This is a genomic window from Rhizobium sp. AN68 (genome assembly GCF_030758035.1).
Lineage (GTDB): Bacteria > Pseudomonadota > Alphaproteobacteria > Rhizobiales > Rhizobiaceae > Agrobacterium > Agrobacterium tumefaciens.
In genome coordinates, this window is the sequence record NZ_JARWMI010000003.1 from 1,181,701 (window position 1) to 1,202,479 (window position 20,779).

A 20,779-nucleotide genomic window follows, 5' to 3' on the forward strand; every position below is an offset into this window, starting at 1 on the left:
CAACGTTCCCTCTCGTCGCGCGCCTGCGTGATCCCATGCCCGTGATCTTATGCCAAGGAATGAACCGCTTTGCCAGCCACATAAGTGGCGACAGCGCGGCCGCTGAAACGGGCATCCTCAAACGGCGTATTCTTGGATTTCGACACCAGTTGATCTCTTGCAACCAGCCAAGGCTCGTCCAGGTCGATCAGCGTGATATCAGCCTTCGCGCCGGCATTAAGCGTTCCCGCATCCAGTCCGAAGATTTTCGCCGGGCGGGTGGAAAGCGCATCGATCAGCCGCATCAGCGGAACCTCGCCGCTATGGTGAAGGCGAAGCGCCGCCGCCAGCATGGTTTCCAGCCCCACCGCACCGCTTGCCGCATCCGAAAAGGGCAGGCGCTTGGTGTCCACGTCCTGCGGGTCGTGCGAGGAAACGATGATGTCGATCGTGCCATCCTTCAGCGCCTCGACCATGGCCTTGCGGTCGTCTTCGGCGCGCAAGGGAGGTGAGAGCTTGAAGAAGGTACGGTATTCGCCGATATCGTTCTCGTTCAGCGTCAGATGGTTGATCGAGATGCCGCAGGTCGCCTTGACGCCCCGCTGCCGGGCAAGACGGATCGCTTCTGCCGACTCCGGCACGGAAATCTTGGCGGCGTGATAGATCGCTTGCGTCAGACCGGCAATGCGCAGGTCGCGCTCCAGCGGAATGATCTCGGCCTCCTTGGGGATTCCGGACAGACCGAGCCAGCTTGCGAAAAGCCCCTCGTTCATGTCGCCGCCGCCGATATATTTGTCGCGGGTCTCAAGTGCAATCACCGCACCCAATTCGCGCGCATAGGTCATGGCGCGGCGCAGCACCAGCGTGTCGGAAAGCGCCCTGCGGCCATTGGTGAAGGCAACCGCACCGGCTTCCTTCAGCATGCCGATCTCGGTCATTTCCTCGCCGTTGAGGCCCTTGGTCAGGGCTGCGGCGGGATGCACATTGACGAGCGCCTTGTCGCGTGCCGCCTTTTTCACATATTCTACCAGCGCAATGTCGTCGATAACGGGGTCGGTGTCCGGCATGACGATGATGCTGGTGACGCCGCCGGCCGCTGCCGCGCGGGAAGCGGATTCGATGGTTTCACGGTGTTCGCCACCCGGCTCACCGACAAAGACGCGGGCATCCACCAGACCGGGAACGGCCAGCAGCCCCTTGCAGTCGCGAACCGTCGCACCCTCGGGCACACCCTGGTTGTGTGCCTGCCCGCCGGAGGCGAGGATCGTGCCGTCGGCACCGATGACGATGCTGCCCACCTCGTCCAGATTGCGGGAGGGATCAACGATGCGAAGGTTTTTGAGAACGGTCACGGCACTCATACGCGCTCACCCTGATTTTGCGAGACAAGCAGGGTTTCCATGACAGCCATGCGCACGGCAACCCCCATTTCCACCTGGCTTTCGATGACGCTCTGCGGACCATCAGCCACTTCGGATGAGATTTCCACGCCACGGTTCATCGGGCCGGGATGCATGACCAGCGCGTCTTCTTTCGCTGCCTTCAACTTTTCGGCATCGAGACCGTAATAGTGGAAATATTCGCGCACCGAAGGCACGAAGGAGCCGGACATGCGCTCGCGCTGCAGGCGCAGCATCATCACAACATCGGCGTTCTTCAAGCCTTCCTTCATGTCATGGAAGACCTCGACGCTCATGTCGCGGATACCGGAGGGAAGAAGCGTTGCGGGAGCCACGACGCGCACGCGCGCGCCCATCTGGTTGAGCAGGATGATGTTGGAGCGGGCAACGCGCGAATGCAGTACGTCGCCGCAGATCGCCACCGTTATTCCCGAAAGATCACCCTTGGCGCGGCGAATGGTCAGCGCGTCGAGAAGGGCCTGCGTCGGGTGTTCATGCTGGCCGTCGCCGGCATTGACCACGGAGCAGGCAACCTTCTGCGCGAGAAGGGCTGCGGCACCGGCCGAGGAGTGACGCACGATCAGCACATCGGGGCGCATGGCGTTCAGCGTCATCGCCGTGTCGATCAGCGTTTCGCCCTTCTTCACCGAGGAATTGCTGACCGACATGTTCATCACATCGGCGCCAAGCCGTTTTCCGGCAAGTTCGAAGGAGGATTGTGTCCGGGTCGAAGCTTCGAAGAACAGGTTGATCTGCGTGAGGCCCCGAAGCGTCGAGGTTTTTTTCTCGCGCTGACGGCTGATTTTCACCGCTTCGTCGGCCTTGTCGAGAAGCAGGGTTATATCCTGATGGGAAAGCCCCTTTATGCCGAGGAGATGGCGGTGGGGAAAATAGACCATGGAAATTGTCCTCCGGGTCGCAATAGTCAACGGGTCTATAAAGACAGGTGGCTTTGCGGGCAAGCATGCGATAAGCCGGGTTTTGGCATATACACGCAATAAAGCACGAATCCCGATAGAAGGATGCGAATGACAGGCATGAACCGGACAGAAGAATCGCTCGCCGAACTAAACCAGCCTAGCCTATGGTCCGGTATCAATGCCTATCGTTCCGATCCGCTGATCGTCGACCTCACATCCGGCCTGTCACGCAATCTGAGAGACGAGTTCGACCAGCTCGGCCGTTACGTCACCTCGCACGAAGCGCAGGAACTGGCGCGCATGGCCAATCAGGGCGTGCCGCAGCTGCACACGCATGGCCCGCGCGGCGAACGTCTCGATCAGGTTGAGTTCCATCCCGCATGGCACGCACTGATGCGCCGTTCCATGTCATCGGGTCTTCATTCCAGCGTCTGGGAAAATGCGGCTGAGACGCGCGGCAACGAACACAAGGCGCGCGCCACCAAATTTTATCTGACCGCGCAGCTCGAGGCCGGGCATCTGTGCCCGTTGACCATGACCAGCGCCTCCGTTGCCGCCATCATGACCTCGTCGCGTGTGCAGAAGGAATGGGTGCCGAAGATACTGTCGCGGAAATATGATTCCTCGCAGAAGCCGGCCTTGCAGAAAACCGCCGTCACCGTCGGCATGGGCATGACGGAAAAGCAGGGCGGCACGGATGTGCGCGCCAACCGCAGCACGGCGGAGCGGGTGGGCGAGGGCATCTATCGCTTGTCCGGCCACAAATGGTTCCTGTCCGCGCCGATGAGCGACGGTTTCGTCATGCTGGCGCAGATGGGCGACGGCATGGGCTGTTTCCTGGTGCCGCGTTATCTGGAAGACGGTTCCGCGAACGGCCTGCACTTCCAGCGCCTGAAGGACAAGCTAGGCAACCGCTCCAACGCCTCCGCCGAAGTCGAGTTCACCGATGCTTTCGGTTATCTTCTGGGTGAACCTGGCAGCGGTGTGCGCACCATTCTCGACATGGTGACGCTGACGCGGCTCGACTGCGCTTTGGCATCATCAGGCATGATGCGCGCTTCGCTCGCCGAAGCCGTGCATTTCGCACGCGGCCGTTCCGTCTTCGGCAAGACGCTGGTCAGCCAGCCGATCATGACGCGCGTTCTCGCCGATATGGCGCTGGATGTCGCAGCCGCAACGGCACTCTCCTTCCGGCTGGCATCGGCATTCGATGCCGCCCGCAACAATGCCGCCGAGGCGGCCTATGCGCGGGTGATGACGCCGATTGTGAAATACTGGTGCTGCAAGATCGCGCCGGCGTTGATCTACGAGGCGATGGAGTGCCTTGGCGGTAATGGATATGTGGAAGAACGGCCGATTGCCCGCCACTACCGCGAAGCGCCGGTCAATGCCATCTGGGAAGGCTCCGGCAACGTCATGGCGCTGGATGTGCTGCGTGTTCTTCAGCGCGGCAAGGATCTGTTCGATCTCGTTTTCCAGACGCTGGAGCGCGATCTCGGACCCGCCGGCAAAAAGACCACGGATGTGCTGCGCGCCGCAATCGCGCTTGCCGAACGCGATGAGGGTGCCGCCCGCCTGCTGGTGGAGCAATTCGCACTCGCCGCCGCTGCCGCCGAACTTTGCCGGCTCGGCGCCGGCAAGATCGCAGACGCCTTCCTCGAAACCCGTCTGGCGGGTGGTTGGCGACATACTTACGGCATGCTCGATTCTCGCTTTGATCCGAATTATATAATCGATTTATTGTATCCGCCCGCGTCCTGACCGATAAAGGGTGGAAGGCTGTTGTTGCAGTCCCTGTGGGAGGGGTATCGGATTTGAGAAAAGGCGTTGGCGTGGGGCGTATTTCTGTCTTTCAGTCGGTGGGCGCGTGTGCGGGCATGGAGATGGGGGTCGATAGCAGATGCTGACCTTCCGCTCCGCCCGTCCTGAAGATGAAGAGGCGCTCTACGCCATCAGTCTTGCCACCGGCGATGCCGGGCAGGATGCCACCCCGCTTTATCGCGATGGCCGCATGGTGGGGCATATTTATTCCGTGCCTTATCTGCATCTGTGGCCCGATGCCGTTTTTGTGGCAGAAGACGAAGAGGGTGTCTGCGGTTACATCGCCGGCGCGCTCGATACCGCCTTGCATGATGAGCGGCTGGAGCGTGAGTGGTGGCCGCATCTGCGCGCCCTTTATCCCGACCCCGTTGGCGATCAGCAAACATGGGACGCCGATCAGCGCCGTGCACATTTCATCCACCACCCGCGCCACACGCCAACCTGGCTGACCGATCCGTTTCCGGCCCATATCCACCTGAACCTTCTGCCACGCACACAGGGCAAGGGCGGCGGCACGCGGCTTTTGTCGCGCTGGCTCGATATGGCGAGACAAAACAACGTCTATGGCATCCACCTCGGCGCCAGCGAGCGCAACCAGGCGGGTATTCGCTTTTGGGAAACTCGCGGCTTCAAACGTCTCGAAACCCATGACACACCAGGCACCGTGTGGTTTGGAATGGCGCTGGAGTGATTATTTGCGGGGTACGGGTCTTCGATCTTCATTCATCCACAGGAACCTTCTCCCCAGCTGCTGCGCTGCATTGTCCTTGTCTTCATGCTTTGTTAACCCGTTGGGTCAGGCCTTTTAAAAGACGGGTAGGGAAGCATGCTGGCGACCGCAGAGGTGATTTCAGCCGACAAGCCGGAAAAGCGCATCAAGGATCGCGCTGCGACCGAAAAGGCGATTTTTGAGGCGGCCCGGTCGCTTCTGGCCGAAGAGGGCTTTCAGGGTTTTGGCATCAATGCCGTTGCCCGCCGCGCCGGATGCGACAAGCAGCTGATCTACCGTTATTTCGGCGGTTTGGAAGGGTTGATCGAGGCGATCGGCGAGGATCTCGGATCCTGGGTGAAGGACCGTATTCCTGAAGATACCGGCGGCATGTTCCTGTTGACCTATGGCGATCTCATGGAAAAGCTGGCGCTTTATTTCATGGATGCGCTGCGCAGCGATCCTCTCGTCTGCAAGATCATTGCCTGGGAAGTGTCGGATGGCTCGCCGCAGGTCAGGCAGCTTGCCGAAGCCCGTGCCAAATCGCTTGGCAAATGGCTGGAGCGCATGCGCGGATCGCTGGCAGCACCCAAGGGCGTAGATACCGCAGCCGTCAATGCCGTGTTGTTCGCCGCCATCCAGCATCTCGTGATTTCCGCCGCCACCAGCGGCCAGTTCGCCGGCGTGCCGTTGAAGTCGGACAAGGACTGGGACAAGATTGCAACCGCCGTCAAAAGACTGGTGCGCGGCGTTTACGGCTGAGCGCGGCGTAACGAGCCGGGCGAGACGGTCGCCTTAACAAAATCGGCCGTTATTTGACGAAAAATCAACCATGTTTTCAGCGGTCCGGCAACCTTGCGGCATCGCATGCCGTTGGCTTCGTGAGGGGTGTTTTCCACAGCCGGACCCGCCATCGTTAACCATACCGACAGCTTTCATTTGCTTAGCCATGGCTACCGGTCCAGTGTGAATTAACACAATGTTAACCATGCGCAATGACTGCGTATAAGGGAGCCGCAAGTGAGCCGCTGGACAGCTTTGGGCGTCATGATGACGTTTTTTGCTATGCTGCCGTTGGATATTGACGCGCCAGCGTTTAACCTTTGCCTGATGGCTCTGGTGCGCTGGGCGGTGCTTGCTGGCATTCCCGATACGATTTTCACGCGGGAGCAGACTGCATGAAGTGGTTTTTGATCCTCTGGGCCGGTCCCGTTGCATTGCTCGGCAGCTGGTACTGGCTATCCTATTACGACTTGAGCTTCGGCTTCTTCATGCTGACGCGCCAGACGCATGATCTGGTATTCCAGATTTACGGCAATATCCTCGGCCTGCCGCCGGAAAGCCTGCCGCCGCTGGTCGCGCGCGCCATAGCGGTCGACAGCCTGATCGTTTTTGCGATCCTTGCTTTCCGCAAGCGAAAACAGATTGCCAATTGGTGGCAGGGACGTCAGCCCGTTGCGCGGGCGAGTGCCGAAAGCCTGTCCAGCGCGCCCTGAAGAATGAAGCTTGCGGCTGCCGAATCGATGCGTTCGGCCCGTTTGGCGCGTGAGACATCCATTTCCAGAAGCACACGTTCGGCGGCGACCGTTGAAAGCCGTTCATCCCAGAAAATGAAGGGCAGGGCGGTTTTTTCCCCCATGGTACGAACGAAGGCGCGTGTTGCTTGAGCGCGTGGTCCGGCCGATCCATCCATGTTTATGGGCAGGCCGATGATGAAAGCGGATACCTTTTCCTTTTCGGCAAAGGCCAGCAGCACCTCGGCATCCCGAGTGAATTTGACCCGTTTGATGACGGGGCGCGGCGTGGCGAAGCGCCGCGACAGGTCCGACATGGCAAGTCCGATGGTTTTCGTCCCAAGGTCGAGGCCCGCAATCGCCTGTGCCGGCTGAAGCGTTTCCGCGAGCTCCTCGATGGTAAGTATCGCCATATCGTACGCTGTCCCTTATCTTTTGCGGACGAATTCGGTGCGCAGCACCAGACCCTTAACCGTCTCGTGCCTGCAATCGATTTCTTCCGGATTTCCGGTCAGGCGGATCGATTTGATGACAGTGCCCTGCTTGATGACCGTATTGGTGCCTTTGACCTTCAGATCCTTGATCAGCGTTACCTGGTCACCATCCGCAAGCACGTTGCCTGCCGCATCGCGCACTTCGTTCGCGCGCAAAGCTTCTGCGGCCAGCTCAGACGCAGGCCGCCATTCGCCGGTCGCCTCGTCATACACGTAATCGTCATTATCCGCGGCCATTGTCGCCTCTCTGAAATATCGGTAGTGCGGTTGTTCAAGCCGTCCTATGTCATAATATACGGGCAATACAAAGGAGAACTTCCCATGAAAATCACCTGGCTCGGCCATTCCGCCTTCCGCCTTGAAAACGGCAGCGCGAAGATCCTTATCGATCCGTTTTTCACCGGCAATCCCGGTTTTGCCGGACAGGATGCGAAAAGCGCGGCTGAAGGCATCACCCATATTCTCCTGACCCACGGCCACGGCGATCATGTGGGGGATACCGTCCAGCTTGCTCGCGAAACGGGCGCGACGGTGCTTGCCAATGCCGATCTCGCCGCCTGGCTTTCCACCAAGGGCGTGGCGAAGGTCGATATGGGTAATACCGGCGGCACGGTACATTTCGACGGTTTTTCCGTAACCTTCACCAATGCACTGCATTCGTCCGCTCAGATCACCGAGGATGGCGTTTCCCATTCACTCGGCAACGCCAATGGCCTGATGCTGCATTTCGAAGACGGTCCGGCCGTCTACCATATGGGCGATACGGATATTTTCTCCGACATGAAGCTCATCAACGAATTGCACCAGCCGGATATCGGTCTCGTGCCAATCGGCGACCGCTTCACCATGGGTGGTGCGGTGGCTGCACTCGCCTGCCAGCGCTTTTTCAAATTCGCCAACGTCATTCCCTGCCACTACGGTTCCTTCCCGATCGTTGACCAGACGCCGGAGAAGTTCGTGGCCGGCATGGAAGGCTCGGATGCGCGCGTCCACACGCCGAAGCCGGGCGAAATACTGTCCTTCTGACATTTTGCTGACGCATGTCGCTACAGCAAAACCGCTACACAGTTTTACGCGACATGCTTTCTACCGTTGCGAATGGCGGACATGGTGATTATAGCGGTTAGGAAAATTCTGACCGGAGTAGAACCATGTCCGTCGATCTCGCCACCGTAAAGCGCGTTGCGCGCCTTGCCCGTATCGCTGTTACTGAAGACGAAGCACAAAATATGCTTGGCCAGTTGAACGGCATACTCGGTTTCGTGGAGCAGCTTTCGGAAGTGAATGTTGACGGCGTCGAGCCGATGACCTCCGTTACCCCCGTGGATATGAAAAAGCGTGCCGACGTCGTCACCGACGGCAACAAGGCGGAAGACATCGTCGCCAATGCGCCTGCTACAGACCGGGACTTCTTCATGGTTCCGAAAGTGGTCGAGTAATCCGACCGCCGTTTGCCGCCCGATTTTTTCAAGATTTCGAAAGCCGTTGCCGACCATGACCGACCTGACGAGCCTGACCATTGCCGAAGCCCGCGAAAAGCTCAAGGCGAAAGAGTTTTCCGCCCTCGAGCTGACCGACGCCTATATTGCCGCCATCGACGCCGCCAACGGCGCGCTGAACGCCTATGTTGCCTTGACGCCTGAAAAAGCGCGCGACATGGCGAAAGCCTCCGATGGCCGCATCGCCGCAGGCGCGGCGGGCGAGCTGGAAGGCGTTCCGCTTGGCGTGAAAGACCTTTTCGCCACCCGTGACGTGCACACGCAGGCGTGTTCGCATGTTCTCGATGGCTTCAAGCCGAAATACGAATCGACCGTCACCCAGAACCTTTGGGACCAGGGCGCCGTCATGCTCGGCAAGCTCAACATGGACGAGTTCGCCATGGGCTCGTCCAACGAAAGCTCCTGGTACGGTCCGGCCATCAACCCCTGGCGCGCCAATGGCTCCGAGCAGAAGCTGGTGCCCGGTGGTTCCTCCGGCGGTTCGGCCGCAGCCGTTGCCGCGCATCTGTGCGCCGGCGCCACGGCAACCGACACCGGCGGCTCCATCCGCCAGCCGGCGGCCTTTACCGGCACCGTCGGCATCAAGCCTACTTATGGCCGTTGCTCGCGTTACGGCATCGTTGCTTATGCTTCCTCGCTCGATCAGGCCGGCCCGATCGCCCGTGACGTGCGCGACGCCGCTATCCTGTTGAAGACGATGGCGAGCGTTGACGCAAAGGATACGACCTCCGTCGACCTGCCGGTGCCGGATTACGAAAAGGCCATCGGCCAGTCGCTCAAGGGCCTGAAGATCGGTATCCCCAGGGAATATCGCGTCGATGGCATGCCGGAAGAAATCGAAAAGCTCTGGGCAAAGGGCGTCGAATGGCTGCGCGATGCCGGTGCCGAAGTGGTCGATATCTCGCTGCCGCACACCAAATACGCGCTTCCTGCCTATTACATCGTCGCGCCCGCGGAAGCTTCGTCCAACCTCGCTCGTTATGACGGCGTACGTTACGGCCTGCGCGTGGACGGCAAGGACATTGCCGACATGTACGAGAAGAGCCGTGCAGCCGGTTTCGGCAAGGAAGTGCAGCGCCGTATCATGGTCGGCACCTACGTGCTTTCAGCCGGTTATTACGACGCCTATTACCTGAAGGCGCAAAAGGTCCGCACGCTGATCAAGCGCGATTTCGAAAACGTCTTCCATGAGGGCGTCGACGCCATTCTGGCGCCGATTACCCCGTCATCCGCCTTCGCTGTCGGTGATGAGGAACTCGCTTCCGATCCCGTGAAGATGTACCTCCAGGACGTCTTCACCATCACGGTCAACATGGCCGGTCTTCCTGGCCTCTCGGTGCCTGCCGGCCTGGACGGCAAGGGCCTGCCGCTCGGCTTGCAGCTCATCGGCAAGCCTTTCGAAGAAGAGACGCTCTTCAAGACGGCGCATGCCATCGAGCAGGCTGCCGGCAAGTTCACCCCCGCCAAGTGGTGGTAAGCGGCTGAACAAAAGCTCTATAATTGTCACGGGCGGCATCAAGTGCCGCCCGTTTGTTTTTATCGATTGTCCAGCTCACCCCGTACGAGTTCCAAGCCACGCGTCGTGATGCGGTAAGGCTTGCCGCCTGACGAGGCGATGGCTCTCTTCCGTTTCAGTTTGCGGAAGGTGAGGAGATCGAGGCCGCTGAAAATCCAGCCGTCGCGCGTATAGAGCGCGAGTTTTTCGATTTTGTGATGGTCGTCTCGAACGAGTTCGATGCTGCCGCCCTGGGCGAGCAGGTGAAGAACGCGCTGTTCGGCGCGGGAAATGTCCATTGTCGGAAATCCGGTCGGCGTCTTCTAGACGCATGAAAACAAGTCCGGGTGCCGTTAAGGCATCCAGGTCGGTTTCATCATGGCCCGGCGCGCAAGAAACTTGCGGGCAGGGCCGTTACCGGGACTCCGATTGAGCGAACATAAAAGCTCCTTGTTTGCTCTTTTTGGTTAGCGGGCGAGACCGGTGCGGTCAAGTCCGGCGCGTGTCACCGACCGGTGCCTTCGCGATGTGTTCGGCCTGGCTTGCCGTCCGGGTGGCGGAGTCTAGCGGGGCGGTTGCCAGATGGGCGGCACGGGAACATTTCAACGAGGCGATTTCCTATTTCTGGATCGATGTGGATACGACAAATTGTCGAGACGTTGTAAGCGGTTCGATGAGAAAGCCATTAACGCAGAGCGAATGGATTAAGCCGCAGTGGCAGGATCCGAACCCGCAACCTCTTGCCCGGCAAGGGGTAAATCTTGTCGTAGAAAGCAAGTGCGCTATCCATTGCGCTACACCGCGACATGCCGTCTCAGGCACGTTCGAGATATACCCCGACTGCGTTCTACGATGTTGACGCAGATTTGTTATTTTTCCGAAAAGCGGGTCGATAAATTCGCCCGACGTTTCTGTTGCCCGACTTCTATCGCCAGTTTCAACCTTTGCTGCTCATGGTCTAGCAATTCATCCATATATGATTGTCTTGTCGATGGGCTTATTTGGCTTGCCCAAACCAAATGAGGTCCATGGGTGAGAGTTGCCTTTTCCCGTTGCTCTAAAACGTCGACGAGACGTAATGCTATTTGGCTCTCAGAAAACTTATCCCACTCACGAGCGGACATCATTTTTCTCCAGAATTCTTCAGATTTTGAGAGCTCCTTAATACGCTGCTTCACGTCAGCAAAGTTATCGGCCTCTCGCTCTCGCATTCCTTCATCGCTGTTCTCGTAGCGAGAAATTATCTCGTCCCGATCTATCTCCACTCTCAGTTCACTACGAGCAAATCTGTTTATCGCTCCCGCCAAGCTCTCATCGGATATGCCACTCGCGAGTTCAAATATCAAACTGCATAGAATTGAGAATGATGACCCGGGTGTCGTGACAAATTCGGGTGACTGAAATTGAAGGGAAAGGCGGTATGCGCACTCTACGATGTGGGTCCGCCCTTTGTTGTCTCCTACATAAAACGCTGTCCCGCCATTCTCATCCTCATAACGAGTCAGCTCGGCGGCAAAACGCAACACCTTTAGTTCTCCGCGCAACTCCTCGATGTGACGGATTGGATAATAGGTGCTGTCATTCAATACTTGATGCAGCGCAGTTTTGTGGTGTGCATATTGAATGTCGATATGACGAGCGGCTTGATCGAGTAGGCTCTCCAACTCATTAGTTTGAGTTATCAGGGTGTTAATGTCACGTAGGATTTTCTTTCGCTTCTTACTTGAGTATTCAGACACCATGACCGACGGATAGTCCCGGCAACAGTCATTTATTTGATGAACGGCCGAACTGATATTGGCAAAATCTATCAAATCTAAAATCTGGACAATGGATGGGAGTAAGTCCTGCAGTCTAGCGATGAAGATTTTTCTCTCGTTGATGATTGTTGTAAGATCACTTTGATTTATTTTTGCGCTGATGAAATCTAAGAGATGTTCATCTGGCAGATATTGACCGGCTGTTTCAGAGAGGGAGCTGGCCACGGCACGACGCTTGTCAGTAAACAAGCCGTCCGTAATTTGATTTAGAGCGTCGAGCATCAGATTGTGGGGAATTTTCTCCCCTGATCGGAGATAAGGAAAGATTCTTTGAAGCACAGCCTTTTCTCGCCATTCCGTTCATAACAACAACCAAGAATGTTAGCCTCGAACCTTCAAGCCATGAAGAGGGATTCTAATAAAAAAGGTAGACATCGTTACTTCATGGGAGTCTTCGCTCTAAGTGTGTTTTTTAAGGCTCCTTAGTCGATCACAGGCACACGCTGGTACTCATCAAGGCCGCACTGGCCGAATCGCGCGACCGATGCTTTACTTCGGTCGGCCATGGAGGGTGCGGCTTGATCGTCATTCGCAATGCGCAGGAGCAGGAAGCGGAGGTTCTGGCAGCCATCGGCCTCAGGGCGTGGCGGCAGGCCACAACGGCGCTCGGCATTACCGCGACGCTTTACGATAACGCAGCCAGTGCCTTTTCCAATTTCACCCGCTCGTCCTGGCTTGCCATCCGCGTGGCCGAGTTCGGGGGCGCGGTTGCCGGATGGGCGGCACGGGAACATTTCAACGAGGCGATTTCCGATTTCTGGATCGATCCGGATTTTCAGCGCAGGGGTATAGGCAGCCTCCTGCTTGCGGATATCGAACGGCAGATATTGCAACGTGATTTCGAAACCATCCGGCTTGAAACCCATGCGCAGAACGAACCGGCGGTCGCCTTTTTCCGTCATCACGGTTATAGCGTCCACTGGCTTTCCGTCTCCTATGCGCCGAAGCTTGATCGCGACGTGCAATCCGTCGGCCTGCAAAAGCAGCTGGTCGAGGTCGAGAGCGGCCTTTATGGGCCGGGGTTCTGAGAGAGCGTCTGCAGGCCGGTTACAAGCCGTATCGGCCAGTCCGGCATGATGGCAAGGGACGCGACAAGGCCCACCTGTAAAATTACGATGGATATCAGGATGCTGCGGAAGGGTTCCTTGCGGGTTTTGTGGCGCATCAGTTGTTGAGCCGAGACTGCGCCCAAGCTGCCGCCAATGAAAGCAAGCAATAACAGAGTACTTTCCCGAATGCGCCAGCCACCCTTTCTTGCGGCCTCCTTGTCCCACCAATAGACAAGAAAGACGAAAAGATTGAAGGCCATATAGGTCATGAAGCAGAGAGCGATCATGGTCATGACGTGAATAGAAACTGAGAACCGTAAAAAACGCGTATCCGGTTTCGGCGAAAATCCGGTGCCTGGCGCGACAGGGTGCAAGATGTCTTGCGCCCGCGCTCCATTTGTTCTACCCACCAAGGCCAAAGAACCCGTATATCGTGAGCTTCATATGACCCTTGTAGACGTGCGCACCCCCCGACCCGAAACGCTTCATTCCCGGCGCCACCGGCGATTGGGAAATCGTGATCGGCCTGGAGGTGCATGCGCAGGTTCTCTCCAATTCCAAGCTGTTTTCCGGCGCTTCGACCACTTTCGGCAATGCGCCGAACTCCAACGTGTCGCTGGTGGACGCCGCCATGCCCGGCATGCTTCCCGTCATCAACGAGGAATGCGTCAAGCAGGCGGTGCGCACCGGTCTCGGCCTGAAGGCCAAGATCAACAACCGTTCGATCTTCGACCGCAAGAACTATTTCTATCCGGATTTGCCGCAGGGCTACCAGATTTCGCAGTTCAAGGACCCGATCGTCGGTGAGGGCATCATCACGATTTCGCTGGGTCCGGATCGTCAGGGCAATTTCGAGGATATCGAGATCGGCATCGAGCGCCTGCATCTGGAGCAGGACGCTGGCAAGTCCATGCACGACCAGCACCCGACCATGTCCTTCGTGGACCTGAACCGTTCGGGCGTGGCGCTGATGGAAATCGTCTCCAAGCCCGACATGCGCTCGTCAGATGAGGCAAAGGCCTATCTCACCAAGCTGCGGTCCATCGTGCGTTATCTCGGCACCTGCGACGGCAACATGGACGAAGGCTCGATGCGCGCCGACGTCAACGTCTCCGTGCGCCGTCCCGGCGAAGGTTTCGGCACGCGCTGCGAGATCAAGAACGTCAACTCCATCCGCTTCGTCGGCCAGGCCATCGAATATGAGGCGCGCCGCCAGATCGCCATTCTCGAAGACGGCGGTGTCATCGATCAGGAAACTCGCCTGTTCGATCCCGGCAAGGGCGAGACGCGTTCCATGCGCTCCAAGGAAGACGCGCATGACTATCGCTATTTCCCTGATCCGGACCTGCTGCCGCTCGAATTCGACGATGCTTTCGTCGAGGCGCTGAAGGTCGATCTGCCGGAACTGCCTGATGACAAGAAAGCCCGTTTCGTCGCCGATCTTGGCCTGTCGGTCTACGACGCCTCGATCCTCGTTTCGGAAAAGGCGATCGCCGATTATTACGAGTCGGTTGCTGCCGGCCGCGACCCGAAGGCCGCCGCCAACTGGGTCATCAATGATCTTCTCGGTGCGCTGAACAAATCAGGCAAGGACATCGAGACGACGCCGGTTTCTCCCGAACAGCTGGGCGGCATTATCGATCTCATCAAGGCAGAGACCATTTCCGGCAAGATCGCCAAGGATGTGTTCGAAATCGTCTGGAACGAGGGCGGCAACCCGGCCGAAATCGTCGAGACGCGCGGCATGAAGCAGGTGACGGATACCGGCGCCATCGAAAAGGCCGTGGACGAGATCATCGCCGCCAACCCAGATCAGGTCGAGAAGGTGAAGGCGAAGCCGGCGCTTGCCGGCTGGTTCGTCGGCCAGGTCATGAAGGCGACGGGCGGCAAGGCCAACCCGCAGGCCGTGCAGGCGCTGGTGAAGGCCAAGCTCGGCATCGAGGACGAGTAAGCGGACGCTGCTTCCCGTGCCTGTACAAAGGCATTGAAGTAGCAAGTTCTCATCCGTCATTCTCGGCATAAGCCCGAGGATGACGTCGAGCACTGGGACTGACATTGATTTATGCCGGGATCACGCCCGGCATTTCTGTTTCGAGACGGAGCAAACATCATGTTTTTTATACGCACGGCAAGCCAGCGCGATATCGAGCCGGTCCGGGCGCTTCTGGCTACCACCTGGCATGCGACCTATGACGCGATCTACGGCGCAGACAAGGTGAAGGAGCTGATTGCCGCATGGCATTCGCCACAGGCCATGAAGGACCGCATCGAGAAAAAGGGCGGCGAATTTCTGGTGGCCGATAATGGCCGGCAGATCGGCGGTATGGCATATGCTTCCATGTCTGCGAAGATGAGCAAGACGGCCCTGTTGCACCAGCTTTATGTCGGGCCCGAATTCCAGCGTCAGGGGGTCGGCCGCGATCTCTTCGCCGAGCTTGAAACCTGCTTTCCGGATGCGGAAATCATGCGTCTGGAAGTGGAGCCCAAAAATACTGTCGCAATAGCCTTTTATGAAGGCGTCGGATTTACCGAGGTTGACCGAATCGAGCGCATGGCGGGTATCGATGGTTTTCCCGGTATCGTCATGGAAAAGAGCCTGAAACGATGAATGCGACATTAGATACGCTGGTAATCCGCGCGGCACGGCAAGAGGATGTTCCCGCACTCGCGGCCATCTATGCCGCTGACGAAATCGGAGGCCACGGCGATACGACCGACAGAATCGGCGCTGCCGGACTATCTCGCGGCCTTCCGCGATATCGAGGCGTCCCCCACCGAGACGCTTTACGTGGCGGAACTGGACGGCGAGATCGTCGGCACTTTCCAGACGGCCATCCTGACCAAGCTTATCGGGCGCGGCGCCAAATCCATGGTGATTGAAGCGGTGCAGACGCGGCCCGACATGCGCGGCCGTGGCATCGGTGCGGTCATGATCAACTATTGCCTTGATGAAGCGCGCGCCAAGGGCATGAAAGCCGTGCAGCTCACCTCCAACGTGGCGAGGCTCGATGCCCATCGCTTTTACGAGCGGCTGGGTTTCGAGAAGCGGCATTTCGGTTTCAGGATGAAGCTGAAATAGCGCGGATATATCGGGAAATACTGGACAATCGCCGTGAGGGGCGGCATAAGCTTGTCTTGTGCCGTGCACGGAAAATCGCTGCGGCGCATTCAAGCCCGAGGAACGCATAATGAAGACTCTCCTGACGCAAATCTTCACCTGGTGGAACGGCCAGACGATCGGAACGCGGTTTCACACCTGGCGTTTCGGCAAGAAGGTCGGACAGGACGAGTTGGGCAACACCTATTACGAAGGCGGCACCACCTCCTGGGGCATGCCGCGCCGTTGGGTGATCTATAACGGTTATGCTGAAGCTTCGGCCATTCCGCCCGGCTGGCATGGCTGGATGCACTACCGCACCGACGTGCCGCCGACCCAGGAAACATACGTTCCCCGGGAATGGCAGAAGGCGCATCAGGCCAACCTTACCGGCACATCCAAGGCCTATCGCCCACAGGGATCGCTGGCGGTCGCAGGCGAGCGTCCACGCGTAACCGGCGACTACGACGCCTGGACCCCCGGCAACTGAGCAGGGGAAAAATGAGCATTGCGATGCGCGGTGTTGTGCAAAACGCCGCGCTTAGCACACGACCTCACCGGTTTTTGCCACATTCCGCCCTTACGCGTTGATCCGGTCGTCGTCCCGACACAGGCAATTTTTTGGAGACATATCGTATGAGGATATTCACGCGGGATCGTTCTTTGCGTGCGCTGACAGTCTCGCTGTTTGCAGCGATCTCTGCTGTCATCCTCGTATCGCCCGTCTCCGCCGCCCGTCTTGAAAACCGCGTGGCAGTGTTTTCCGGCATCGACAAGATCACCGGCCGCATTACGTCTTTCGATGTCTATATCGACGAAACGGTTCAGTTCGGCGCGCTCCAGGTGACGCCTAAGGTCTGTTACTCGCGCGACCAGACGGAAGCCCAGAAGATCGATGCTTTCATCGAGGTGGATGAAATTACTCTCGACCGCAAGATAAAGCGGATTTTCACTGGCTGGATGTTCGCCGACAGCCCCGGCCTCAATGCCGTCGAGCACCCGATCTACGACGTATGGCTGACTGGCTGCAAGCAGGACTCCGAAGTTCCCGCTCCCTCAACGGCAAGCAAATAACGTTACGTTATGATTTTTAGAATTGCAGGTCTGGCTGGTTGACGGCCTGATCGAGCATTTTCGCGTATTGCTGCTTCGGCACGTCGATCGCGCCGAATGTCTTCAGATGCTCGGTGGTGAATTGAGTGTCGAGCAACACGAAACCGCTTGCTCTCAGCCGCTCCACCAGATGCACGAGGCAAATTTTCGAGGCGTTGGTGCGGCGGGAAAACATGCTCTCGCCGAAGAATGCGGCCCCAAGCGATACGCCGTAAAGTCCGCCGACAAGTTCCTTGCCATCCCACGCCTCGACACTATGGGCATGGCCGATCTGGTGCAGTTCGGTGTAGAGTTTGCGAATTGTGGCGTTGATCCAGGTGCTCGGCCTGTCCGGCGCTTCAGCCGCACATCCTGCCATCACCGCTTCGAAAGCGGTATTGAAGCGTATCTCGAACGGCTTCTTGCGCATCGCCTTGGCGAGGCTTTTGGAAATGTGGAAATCGTTGAGCGGAATGATGCCGCGTATTTCCGGCTCGACCCAGAAAAGCTCGGGATCGTCAGCCGAATCGGCCATCGGAAACAGGCCGGCGGAATAGGCGCGCAGCAATATATCGACGGTTATGCCGTTATTTTTGCTGCGCCGCCCAACCATATCTCTTAGTGAGACGCATCACCGGCCAGGTATTTTTCCAGCCAGTGAATGTCGTAATTGCCGCTGAGGATATCTTCGTTCTGAAGAAGATCCTGGAAAAGCGGGAGCGTGGTCTTGATGCCGTCGACGACGAACTCGTCCAGTGCCCGGCGCAGACGGCGGATGCATTCGTCACGGTCGCGACCGTGAACGATAAGCTTGCCGATCATGCTGTCGTAATAAGGCGGGATCTTGTAGCCCTGATAGGCACCCGAATCGACGCGCACGCCAAGGCCGCCCGGCGTATGGAAATAGGTCAACGTGCCGGGGGAGGGAACGAATGTGCGCGGGTCCTCGGCATTGATACGGCATTCGATGGCATGGCCATGGAATTCGATATCCGACTGCGTGACCGACAGGCCCTGTCCCGAAGCAACCCTGATCTGTTCCTGCACGAGGTCCATGCCGGTGATCGCTTCCGTGACTGGATGTTCCACCTGAAGACGGGTGTTCATTTCAATGAAATAGAACTCGCCGTTTTCGTAAAGGAACTCGATGGTGCCGGCACCGCGATATTTCAGCTTGCGCATGGCGCTTGCACAAATTTCGCCGATATTCATGCGCTGTTCAACGGTGAGGGCCGGGGAGTTCGCCTCTTCCAGCACCTTCTGGTGACGGCGCTGCAGCGAGCAATCGCGTTCGCCAAGATGAATGGCGTTGCCGTCCCCGTCGCCGAAAACCTGCACTTCGATATGACGCGGCTTGCCGAGGTATTTTTCCATATAAACGGCGTCGTTGCCGAAGGCAGCTGCCGCTTCGGAGCGGGCCGTCGAGACCGCCTCGTCGAGATCCGCTTCCGTCTTCGCCACCTTCATGCCGCGACCGCCGCCGCCTGCCGTCGCCTTGATCAGGACCGGGAAGCCGATCGTCCGGGCGATTTCGAGCGCATTCTCGGGCTTCACTTCGCCGTCGGAGCCGGGAACCACGGGAATACCGAGTTCCTGTGCCGTCTGCTTGGCGGTGATCTTGTCGCCCATAAGGCGGATATGCTCTGCGGTCGGTCCGATGAAGGTAATGCCGTGCGCGTCGAGGATATCGGCGAACTTGGCGTTTTCCGACAGGAAGCCGTAACCAGGGTGAACGGCGTCCGCACCGGTGATTTCGCAGGCCGCAACGATCTGGTGGATGTTGAGGTAGCTGTCACGCGAAGGCGGTGGGCCGATGCACACACTTTCGTCGGCAAGGCGCACATGCATGGCGTCCGCGTCTGCGGTGGAATGCACGGCGACTGTCGGAATGCCAAGCTCCTTGGCAGCGCGCAGGACGCGCAGCGCAATCTCGCCGCGGTTGGCTATGAGGATCTTCGAAACCATGCTGAACCGCCTTTATTCGATGACCACGAGAGCTTCACCATACTCCACGGGCTGTGAGTCGTTGACGACGATTTCCACGACCTTGCCGGACTTCGGAGCCGGGATCTGGTTCATGGTCTTCATGGCTTCGACGATGAGGATGGTCTGGCCTTCCTTGACGGTCGCGCCCACTTCGACGAACGGACGTGCGCCCGGAGCAGGCGACAGGTAAACCGTGCCGACCATTGGCGAGGTAACGGTATTGGCCGGGTTGCGGGCAGGTGCTGCGGCGACCGCAGGTGCTGCCGGAGCGGCAACTGCCGCCGCTGCAGGGGCTGGCGCCGGTGCTGCGTAACCGGTGGGCGCTGCGGCATATACCGTGGTGGGCGGAGCGGCGCGGGAAACGCGGATGCGCAGGTCTTCCTGCTCCACTTCGATTTCCGAAAGGTCGGTATCGTTGAGGATATTCGCGAGCTCGCGGATCAGTTCCTTGTCGATACCCTGTTTCTTTTCAGACATGACAAACCCTATTCTTTGTTTCTTTTTATGCCGTGATGTTCTTCAGCGCGTGAAGCGCCATGATGTAGCCATATGGTCCGAAACCGCAGACCATGCCCTTCGCGGCGGGCGATACCATCGATTTGTGACGGAACTCTTCCCGCGCATGGATGTTGGAAATATGCACTTCCACGACGGGCGTGGAAATCGCACGAATGGCGTCATGCAGCGCGATCGAGGTGTGGCTGTAGGCGCCGGGATTGATGACGACACCTGCCGCTCTCTCTCCCGCCTCATGCAACCAGTCCACGAGCACGCCTTCGTGGTTGGACTGGCGGAATTCCACAGCGAACCCGAGATCTGCACCAGCAGCAAGACAATCATTCTCGATGTCTTTCAGCGTCTTGCCACCATAGATACCCGGTTCCCTTTTTCCCAGCATGTTGAGATTGGGGCCGTTGATGACGATGATGATGTTGCTCATTCGTGTTTCCATAAGAAAATCAGCGACACCTATAGACTGCGCAGCCTTCAAGGAAAAGCCCCCGAAAGCCGTAAAGAGCCGGCAGGCCCGGCATCCACAGGGAATGCAGCGGCTTTTTGCGGAATCAGGAGCAGGTGGCTTTTCCGCAGCTGCGCATATTGGCGATTTTTTCCTTCAACGGGTCCGCACCAACAGCGCCGAAAACGGCCTCGTTGCCGACGATATAGGACGGTGTTCCTGTTATGCCGAGGCTGTTGGCGAGCTTGTAGGTTTCCTGCACCTGCGCGTCGTTGGGGTTTTCTGCCATCGATTTGCGGATGTCGGCTTCCTTGAGACCGAGCGACGTCGCGACTTCCATGGCGCTGTCTTCATTCGCCCGTCCGCGGCCGCCCAGCAAGGCGCGCTGGAATTCGGGATATTTGGCAGGCGCAAGCAGCTTGACGGCGTTGGAGACCCGATGCGCGGCGACCGATTCCGGCCCGAGGATCGGGAATTCCTTGAGCACGACGCGCACTTTCTTGTCCGTCTTCAGAATATTGTCCATGTCGCCCATAGCGCGTTTGCAATAACCGCAATTGTAATCGAAGAACTCGACCAGCGTGACGTCGCCGTCCGGATTGCCGAGCGCCAGATCGTATTTCGATTCTGAAGATGGTCTTCTGGTTGTCGGCCACGGCTTCCGCCGCCTTGGCGTTGCGGGTCGCATATTGCTTGCGTTCAAGCGCGTCCTGAACTTCAAGCATGATCTCGGGGTTCTCGATCAGATATTGCTTGATGAACTCGCCCATTTCCTTCTTCTGCTTGTCATCGAGGGCATGGGCGGGCAGAGAAGCGAAAGCCATGGAAAGAGCCGTTACGCTGGCGAGAAGGGTTGAACGGAGAAGATGCGCCATATCGGTCCTCATACTGTGCGGCCAATGCCTCATGAATGTTATGATGCAATTACCTTACTTTAAGCCAAATG

General features: G+C 58.1%; 23 protein-coding genes, 1 tRNA gene and 4 pseudogenes. 15 read left to right on the forward strand and 13 right to left on the reverse strand.

Annotation, left to right across the window (positions count from 1 at the left end; genetic code table 11):
• Positions 1-47 precede the first annotated feature (47 nt).
• Both RBH71_RS18815 and RBH71_RS18820 read right to left on the reverse strand, forming a co-directional pair.
• Positions 48-1,340 (reverse strand): dihydroorotase, encoded by a 1,293-nt coding sequence (locus tag RBH71_RS18815; RefSeq protein ID WP_003512723.1) that lies wholly within the window; start codon positions 1,338-1,340, stop codon positions 48-50.
• Positions 1,337-2,278: an aspartate carbamoyltransferase catalytic subunit gene (locus tag RBH71_RS18820; protein ID WP_003512724.1), complete on the reverse strand. Its 942-nt coding sequence runs from the start codon at positions 2,276-2,278 to the stop codon at positions 1,337-1,339. The genes RBH71_RS18815 and RBH71_RS18820 overlap by 4 nt, the downstream gene beginning before the upstream one ends.
• 129 nt (positions 2,279-2,407) lie before the next feature.
• Between RBH71_RS18820 and RBH71_RS18825 the strand changes: the two genes are divergently transcribed.
• The 5 genes from RBH71_RS18825 to RBH71_RS18845 all read left to right on the forward strand — a co-directional run bounded on the left by RBH71_RS18825 (position 2,408) and on the right by RBH71_RS18845 (position 6,325).
• Complete coding sequence (locus tag RBH71_RS18825; protein ID WP_003512726.1) at positions 2,408-4,060, forward strand: acyl-CoA dehydrogenase family protein; 1,653 nt, start codon at positions 2,408-2,410, stop codon at positions 4,058-4,060.
• A 139-nt stretch (positions 4,061-4,199) separates the two neighbouring features.
• Positions 4,200-4,811, forward strand: coding sequence for a GNAT family N-acetyltransferase (locus tag RBH71_RS18830; RefSeq protein WP_003512727.1), 612 nt, complete (start codon positions 4,200-4,202; stop codon positions 4,809-4,811).
• Positions 4,812-4,946: 135 nt separating this feature from the next.
• A complete protein-coding gene (locus tag RBH71_RS18835; RefSeq protein WP_003512728.1) occupies positions 4,947-5,591 on the forward strand; it encodes a TetR/AcrR family transcriptional regulator in 645 nt (214 codons plus the stop codon).
• Between the two features lie 258 nt (positions 5,592-5,849).
• Positions 5,850-6,011, forward strand: coding sequence for a hypothetical protein (locus RBH71_RS18840; RefSeq protein WP_013635969.1), 162 nt, complete (start codon positions 5,850-5,852; stop codon positions 6,009-6,011).
• Positions 6,008-6,325, forward strand: a complete 318-nt coding sequence (locus RBH71_RS18845; RefSeq protein WP_003512730.1) for a DUF6105 family protein — start codon at positions 6,008-6,010, stop codon at positions 6,323-6,325. Before RBH71_RS18840 ends, RBH71_RS18845 begins: the two co-directional genes overlap by 4 nt.
• Here RBH71_RS18845 and ruvX read toward each other — a convergent pair.
• Together ruvX and RBH71_RS18855 are read right to left on the reverse strand one after the other, a co-directional pair.
• Entirely contained in the window at positions 6,277-6,756 is a 480-nt protein-coding gene (gene ruvX, locus RBH71_RS18850) for a Holliday junction resolvase RuvX (protein ID WP_003512731.1), read from the reverse strand. The two genes, RBH71_RS18845 and ruvX, sit on opposite strands and share 49 nt — an antisense overlap.
• Positions 6,757-6,771: 15 nt before the next feature.
• The gene (locus tag RBH71_RS18855) at positions 6,772-7,074 is read right to left on the reverse strand and encodes an alkylphosphonate utilization protein (RefSeq protein WP_003512732.1); all 303 of its coding nucleotides are present in this window, start codon (positions 7,072-7,074) and stop codon (positions 6,772-6,774) included.
• A gap of 84 nt (positions 7,075-7,158) precedes the next feature.
• Here RBH71_RS18855 and RBH71_RS18860 point away from each other — a divergent pair, with 84 nt between their 5' ends.
• The 3 genes from RBH71_RS18860 (at position 7,159) to gatA (ending at position 9,813) form a co-directional block, all read left to right on the forward strand.
• Complete coding sequence (locus RBH71_RS18860) at positions 7,159-7,863, forward strand: metal-dependent hydrolase (RefSeq protein ID WP_003512733.1); 705 nt, start codon at positions 7,159-7,161, stop codon at positions 7,861-7,863.
• 125 nt (positions 7,864-7,988) lie between these two features.
• Positions 7,989-8,276: an Asp-tRNA(Asn)/Glu-tRNA(Gln) amidotransferase subunit GatC gene (gatC, locus tag RBH71_RS18865; RefSeq protein ID WP_003512734.1), complete on the forward strand. Its 288-nt coding sequence runs from the start codon at positions 7,989-7,991 to the stop codon at positions 8,274-8,276.
• A 55-nt stretch (positions 8,277-8,331) separates the two neighbouring features.
• Positions 8,332-9,813 carry an Asp-tRNA(Asn)/Glu-tRNA(Gln) amidotransferase subunit GatA gene (gene gatA, locus RBH71_RS18870; RefSeq protein ID WP_003512742.1) on the forward strand — a complete coding sequence of 494 codons (1,482 nt, stop codon included), beginning with the start codon at positions 8,332-8,334 and terminating at the stop codon, positions 9,811-9,813.
• 59 nt (positions 9,814-9,872) lie between these two features.
• On the opposite strand, the gene RBH71_RS18875 is transcribed toward gatA, so the two are convergent.
• Positions 9,873-10,130 (reverse strand): YjhX family toxin, encoded by a 258-nt coding sequence (locus RBH71_RS18875; protein ID WP_323687445.1) that lies wholly within the window; start codon positions 10,128-10,130, stop codon positions 9,873-9,875.
• Positions 10,131-10,363: 233 nt separating this feature from the next.
• On the opposite strand from RBH71_RS18875, the pseudogene RBH71_RS26670 reads away from it, so the two are divergent.
• Positions 10,364-10,471, forward strand: a pseudogene (locus RBH71_RS26670) (N-acetyltransferase); the annotation flags it as partial.
• 69 nt (positions 10,472-10,540) lie between these two features.
• Here the strand turns inward: RBH71_RS26670 and RBH71_RS18880 are convergent.
• Positions 10,541-10,635: transfer RNA gene (locus tag RBH71_RS18880), tRNA-Arg, on the reverse strand.
• Positions 10,636-10,700: 65 nt separating this feature from the next.
• The gene (locus tag RBH71_RS18885) at positions 10,701-11,930 is read right to left on the reverse strand and encodes a hypothetical protein (RefSeq protein WP_141566653.1); all 1,230 of its coding nucleotides are present in this window, start codon (positions 11,928-11,930) and stop codon (positions 10,701-10,703) included.
• Between the two features lie 239 nt (positions 11,931-12,169).
• Between RBH71_RS18885 and RBH71_RS18890 the strand changes: the two genes are divergently transcribed.
• Positions 12,170-12,679 (forward strand): GNAT family N-acetyltransferase, encoded by a 510-nt coding sequence (locus RBH71_RS18890; RefSeq protein WP_003512748.1) that lies wholly within the window; start codon positions 12,170-12,172, stop codon positions 12,677-12,679.
• Here the strand turns inward: RBH71_RS18890 and RBH71_RS18895 are convergent.
• Positions 12,661-12,993 (reverse strand): DUF1294 domain-containing protein, encoded by a 333-nt coding sequence (locus tag RBH71_RS18895; protein WP_323687446.1) that lies wholly within the window; start codon positions 12,991-12,993, stop codon positions 12,661-12,663. The two genes, RBH71_RS18890 and RBH71_RS18895, sit on opposite strands and share 19 nt — an antisense overlap.
• A 151-nt stretch (positions 12,994-13,144) precedes the next feature.
• Here RBH71_RS18895 and gatB point away from each other — a divergent pair.
• From gatB to RBH71_RS18920, 5 genes and pseudogenes are all read left to right on the forward strand, one after another.
• A pseudogene (gatB, locus tag RBH71_RS18900) lies at positions 13,145-14,651 on the forward strand (Asp-tRNA(Asn)/Glu-tRNA(Gln) amidotransferase subunit GatB).
• Between the two features lie 159 nt (positions 14,652-14,810).
• Positions 14,811-15,308, forward strand: a complete 498-nt coding sequence (locus RBH71_RS18905; protein WP_003512751.1) for a GNAT family N-acetyltransferase — start codon at positions 14,811-14,813, stop codon at positions 15,306-15,308.
• A pseudogene (locus RBH71_RS18910) lies at positions 15,305-15,779 on the forward strand (GNAT family N-acetyltransferase). The gene RBH71_RS18905 and the pseudogene RBH71_RS18910 overlap by 4 nt, the downstream one beginning before the upstream one ends.
• A 109-nt stretch (positions 15,780-15,888) precedes the next feature.
• Positions 15,889-16,287 (forward strand): NADH:ubiquinone oxidoreductase subunit NDUFA12, encoded by a 399-nt coding sequence (locus tag RBH71_RS18915; protein WP_003512753.1) that lies wholly within the window; start codon positions 15,889-15,891, stop codon positions 16,285-16,287.
• 146 nt (positions 16,288-16,433) lie between these two features.
• Positions 16,434-16,871, forward strand: a complete 438-nt coding sequence (locus RBH71_RS18920) for a DUF2155 domain-containing protein (protein ID WP_003512756.1) — start codon at positions 16,434-16,436, stop codon at positions 16,869-16,871.
• A gap of 16 nt (positions 16,872-16,887) precedes the next feature.
• Here RBH71_RS18920 and aat read toward each other — a convergent pair whose 3' ends face one another.
• From aat to RBH71_RS18945, 5 genes and pseudogenes are all read right to left on the reverse strand, one after another.
• Positions 16,888-17,502 (reverse strand): leucyl/phenylalanyl-tRNA--protein transferase, encoded by a 615-nt coding sequence (aat, locus tag RBH71_RS18925; protein WP_003512757.1) that lies wholly within the window; start codon positions 17,500-17,502, stop codon positions 16,888-16,890.
• 5 nt (positions 17,503-17,507) lie between these two features.
• Positions 17,508-18,854 (reverse strand): acetyl-CoA carboxylase biotin carboxylase subunit, encoded by a 1,347-nt coding sequence (accC, locus tag RBH71_RS18930; RefSeq protein WP_003512758.1) that lies wholly within the window; start codon positions 18,852-18,854, stop codon positions 17,508-17,510.
• A 12-nt stretch (positions 18,855-18,866) separates the two neighbouring features.
• Positions 18,867-19,352, reverse strand: coding sequence for an acetyl-CoA carboxylase biotin carboxyl carrier protein (gene accB, locus RBH71_RS18935; protein WP_003512759.1), 486 nt, complete (start codon positions 19,350-19,352; stop codon positions 18,867-18,869).
• Positions 19,353-19,377: 25 nt separating this feature from the next.
• Complete coding sequence (gene aroQ, locus RBH71_RS18940) at positions 19,378-19,815, reverse strand: type II 3-dehydroquinate dehydratase (RefSeq protein ID WP_003496340.1); 438 nt, start codon at positions 19,813-19,815, stop codon at positions 19,378-19,380.
• Between the two features lie 124 nt (positions 19,816-19,939).
• Positions 19,940-20,708 (reverse strand): annotated as a pseudogene (locus RBH71_RS18945) (DsbA family protein).
• Positions 20,709-20,779: the final 71 nt, after the last annotated feature.

Excerpts from the sequence above, each read along its gene's own strand:
- RBH71_RS18815 (WP_003512723.1), bottom strand. The coding sequence starts at position 1,340 with ATGAGTGCCGTGACCGTTCTCAAAAACCTTCGCATCGTTGATCCCTCC.
- RBH71_RS18820 (WP_003512724.1), bottom strand. The coding sequence starts at position 2,278 with ATGGTCTATTTTCCCCACCGCCATCTCCTCGGCATAAAGGGGCTTTCC.
- RBH71_RS18825 (WP_003512726.1), top strand. The coding sequence starts at position 2,408 with ATGACAGGCATGAACCGGACAGAAGAATCGCTCGCCGAACTAAACCAG.
- RBH71_RS18830 (WP_003512727.1), top strand. The coding sequence starts at position 4,200 with ATGCTGACCTTCCGCTCCGCCCGTCCTGAAGATGAAGAGGCGCTCTAC.
- RBH71_RS18835 (WP_003512728.1), top strand. The coding sequence starts at position 4,947 with ATGCTGGCGACCGCAGAGGTGATTTCAGCCGACAAGCCGGAAAAGCGC.
- RBH71_RS18845 (WP_003512730.1), top strand. The coding sequence starts at position 6,008 with ATGAAGTGGTTTTTGATCCTCTGGGCCGGTCCCGTTGCATTGCTCGGC.
- ruvX (WP_003512731.1), bottom strand. The coding sequence starts at position 6,756 with ATGGCGATACTTACCATCGAGGAGCTCGCGGAAACGCTTCAGCCGGCA.
- RBH71_RS18855 (WP_003512732.1), bottom strand. The coding sequence starts at position 7,074 with ATGGCCGCGGATAATGACGATTACGTGTATGACGAGGCGACCGGCGAA.
- RBH71_RS18860 (WP_003512733.1), top strand. The coding sequence starts at position 7,159 with ATGAAAATCACCTGGCTCGGCCATTCCGCCTTCCGCCTTGAAAACGGC.
- gatC (WP_003512734.1), top strand. The coding sequence starts at position 7,989 with ATGTCCGTCGATCTCGCCACCGTAAAGCGCGTTGCGCGCCTTGCCCGT.
- gatA (WP_003512742.1), top strand. The coding sequence starts at position 8,332 with ATGACCGACCTGACGAGCCTGACCATTGCCGAAGCCCGCGAAAAGCTC.
- RBH71_RS18875 (WP_323687445.1), bottom strand. The coding sequence starts at position 10,130 with ATGGACATTTCCCGCGCCGAACAGCGCGTTCTTCACCTGCTCGCCCAG.
- RBH71_RS18895 (WP_323687446.1), bottom strand. The coding sequence starts at position 12,993 with ATGACCATGATCGCTCTCTGCTTCATGACCTATATGGCCTTCAATCTT.
- RBH71_RS18905 (WP_003512751.1), top strand. The coding sequence starts at position 14,811 with ATGTTTTTTATACGCACGGCAAGCCAGCGCGATATCGAGCCGGTCCGG.
- RBH71_RS18915 (WP_003512753.1), top strand. The coding sequence starts at position 15,889 with ATGAAGACTCTCCTGACGCAAATCTTCACCTGGTGGAACGGCCAGACG.
- RBH71_RS18920 (WP_003512756.1), top strand. The coding sequence starts at position 16,434 with ATGAGGATATTCACGCGGGATCGTTCTTTGCGTGCGCTGACAGTCTCG.
- aat (WP_003512757.1), bottom strand. The coding sequence starts at position 17,502 with ATGGTTGGGCGGCGCAGCAAAAATAACGGCATAACCGTCGATATATTG.
- accC (WP_003512758.1), bottom strand. The coding sequence starts at position 18,854 with ATGGTTTCGAAGATCCTCATAGCCAACCGCGGCGAGATTGCGCTGCGC.
- accB (WP_003512759.1), bottom strand. The coding sequence starts at position 19,352 with ATGTCTGAAAAGAAACAGGGTATCGACAAGGAACTGATCCGCGAGCTC.
- aroQ (WP_003496340.1), bottom strand. The coding sequence starts at position 19,815 with ATGAGCAACATCATCATCGTCATCAACGGCCCCAATCTCAACATGCTG.